General features: G+C 35.4%; 2 protein-coding genes. One reads left to right on the top strand and one right to left on the bottom strand.

The window, feature by feature from the left end; all coding sequences use genetic code 11:
- A partial coding sequence (locus tag VIG73_RS09320; protein ID WP_331641259.1) for a hypothetical protein occupies positions 1–2,346 on the bottom strand: 2,346 nt, incomplete at its 3' end.
- A 500-nt stretch (positions 2,347–2,846) separates the two neighbouring features.
- Between VIG73_RS09320 and VIG73_RS09315 the strand changes: the two genes are divergently transcribed.
- On the top strand, positions 2,847–3,371 hold a 525-nt coding region (locus VIG73_RS09315; protein ID WP_331641257.1), incomplete at its 3' end, for a helix-turn-helix domain-containing protein.

Here is a 3,371-nt window from a genome sequence, read left to right as displayed (position 1 = left end):
TTCGTTCATTTTTAATTGGAGACGTTGTAAAGAAACTGTTGTCATAAAGCTTGTCAAATAAATTTGAGCGATATATTGTTGCTTAACCCATTCGCGCTTTTCTCCACTCGTTCCTTCTTCAGACATTAAATCATGCAGGGCAGTAGAGCTCATATTAATGTGAATAGAACTTAAAGGTTGTCCGTCTAGTCCAGGTTCGAGCTTAACGATTTTTTGTGAACCATTCTCCAAAGTCCAGTCCATCTCTTGCCAAGTTGCTGCAGCTTCTTTTTCTTCATCAGAAACAACATCAGGTAAGTTATTAATTTCATCTTGATCTCGATACACCATAACAAGTGGTGGCAATTGAAGTTTCGGACGGTTTCGTTTCTTTTTCTCTGTCTTTTTAGGTTCGCTAATTTCAACTTCAATTAAATGAGTAAAGTGAACGTCATCATTTTTAATTTCAATTTCGATAAATTCTTTATCTCCGACTTGAAGTTTATCTTCTTTGGGCGTTAAAGAAATATGAAACGAACCATTGGATAATGTTGTTTCACTAACGGTAAATTTATCTCCGAGCGTATTGCCATCGCCTGGAGTATCTCCACCTTTTTCTTTATCTTCTTTTTTCTTATTTAATAATTGAATGGAAAGGGTCCCCTGGTTTTCATCTCTTGTGAAAAAGTCATCTGTTGCGTTCATTTCAAACTTAAAGCGAGATGTTTTATTTAAAGGTAACGACTTCACTTGACGTGTTTTCTCACCCGAGTGACATGTCTTCTTTCCAACTTTCATGTAGCTCGGTGTCGGATTGAGTGGGACATCTTCACGCTCTTCTGAAAGCTCGGCGATACTAGGAGCGGAAGCATCAGCAATTCCAATTTGATCACCTTTAAATAAATCAGCAAGAGCAGTGTTTTTAATACTTTTTCCGAGAATAGTATTTAAGAAATCTTGAGTTTGTGCACTGCCAGCACGTTGAGCGGCACGTTCACGATTCAGTCGATCTAAATCAGAATTATTTTTTAAGAACTCAATAATTTTTTTACGGAAAAATCGAGTTTGTTCAGAGTCTCTTAATTGTTCTCGGTTTGCCATAAAGAAACCATTGTCATGGAATTCTTGTGATAAATGAGTACAGTCAATCGCAATAATCATCGAGTCTTTAATGAGTTTATAGTCTAAGTCTTTTGAGATGAAAGTTTGTCCTTCTGAATACTGAACTTGACCATTCATTAAATAAACAACTGCAGATCCCCCACGAATACTTGTAATATGCTTTCCTTTTTCAAAGACAAAAATATCAATATAAGCTGTTCCAAAACTATTATCATATAGTTTATTTCTTAATGATTTATAAATAGGTTGCTCGTCTTTTGGCATATTTTTGAGACGATGACTGTTACCTTGAGCAATAGCTGAAAGGTTTCGATTTGCACGCTTTAATACCGCTGCTTCAGGTCGTGTTTCGAGTACACGAATTGGAAATGCAGGATTAAATAAAAAACGGTTTAATTGGTTATATAAAGAGTTCGTTGAGTCAGTTGCTGTTGCCCGAGTAGAACCTGTTTTACTTTGGTTCGGCAAGTCATAATTGTACATTTTGATGATAGTTCCTTTTTCAAAAAGAACGTTAGAAACACCATCTACAATTTCAAAAGGTTTTGTGAATTTAAATTTTGGGATTTCTCCTTCAAATTTAAAGCATTCATACCATGTGTTTTTAGTATTTTGACGTTCTTCAGGAGTTCTTGGATGTTTGCGTACGAGAGTAAATCCTACATAATCAGAATCGCCTTTAGTGTCGCTAGGAATATTAGGGTGACGGCGAGAAGCAATGAGTTGATATTTTTCATCCCCACAAAAAACAACCGCCCCTGTTGATCCCATATTAAACTTCCCTTGAACGAACTTAATATTATTTTTATTTCCACGTTGTAAGGATAAAAGTGTTTCGTCAAACTTTTCTGGTGCTTGTCCTTCACCTTCATCTGTGACGATTAAATTCAATTCGTTTAGTGTACCATCTGCAAAAATATTAAGTTGGTATTGTTCTAATTCACTTTTGGAGAATAGTGAAAGTGCTTCATCCATTGTTTGAGGAGACTTTGGTCCAGAAAGAGGTTTCCCTTTAACTAAACATTGTCTAGTTAAAGTCGCATCAATAGAGTTCATAATTTTTTCAATGAGAGCACCTGTCGCGTTGGATTGTTGATTTTCGAATAAAGAATAGTTGGCAGGATCGTTGCCGTATGGTTGCCAATTTTCAGGGTTTCGAAGCAAAGCATTATTTTGAATGTATTCAGTCATTTCTTTTTCTGTTTTTGTATAAAGTAAGTCGAAGAACATTTTTTCAAATGACATTGTAATTACTAACATCCTTTCTAACTATTTACTAAATAGTATAGCAGGTAAGGGGGGGCATAAACAAAATATCTTCACAAAATAGAAAAGTATCAATCATACAAGAAAAGAGGAAAAGAAGTGAAGAAACGTTTATAAAATGTCCTTATCGTCATGTTTTGTAACGTTACGAAATGGTATGTTACGAAATCTATCATTACGCCTGTATCGTTACGTTTTGTAACATAGCAAATCGTAACAAAATTCCGTATCGTTATGTTTTGTAACGTTATGAAATCGTATGTTACAAAACGTTACCCCTAATAATACCATTCTTAAAAATGACCAAAAGATGATGATATGATTGTCTATCCATATGTACTCTATACCGTTAATATTTAATATCCGACATGCAAAGATTAACAAAAAAGAAAAACCAAAAAACAATCAAAACTTTTTGTCCATCTTTTGAAAAAGCTTGTCAATATAAAAAATAAAACGAAAGATGGGAGATTTGGACAATGAAGATTGAGACGGAAGGAATTATGAAATATGGTTATGGCATTGTACCGAAAGCAATCATGAGAGACCGACAGTTGAGTATTGAAGCGAAAGCGATTTATGCGTATTTAGCAGCGTATTCGAATGCTGCAGGAGAAGCTTTTCCACCTGTTGAACAAGTGTGTGACGACTTAAATATTTCACGACAACGATTGAAAAAGCATCGGGAAGATTTGGAGGCGAGAGGGTATTTGACGACATTTCGACAACGGAAGGAGGTCGGATTTACGAATAATATTTATCGGCTCAATATGATCGTGAAAAAGAAAAAACCTCAACACGATTCCATTTATCAGCTATATAAACAACATAAACTTTTACCCCCTTCACCTGAAACGAATGACGCCTTGCATAAATGGATAGAAAAAGTAGGAGCGGATATCGTCTCGTTAGCGATCAAACGAACAGCGGAATATTCGCGATATTGGAATTATACGAAATCAATTTTGGAAGATTGGGAACAGAAAGGATTGACGACGGTAGAG

Source organism: Cerasibacillus sp. (assembly GCF_036516575.1).
GTDB lineage: Bacteria > Bacillota > Bacilli > Bacillales > Amphibacillaceae > Cerasibacillus.
Note: the sequence above shows the minus strand (reverse complement) of the source record. Positions and strands in the feature narration are given on the sequence as shown.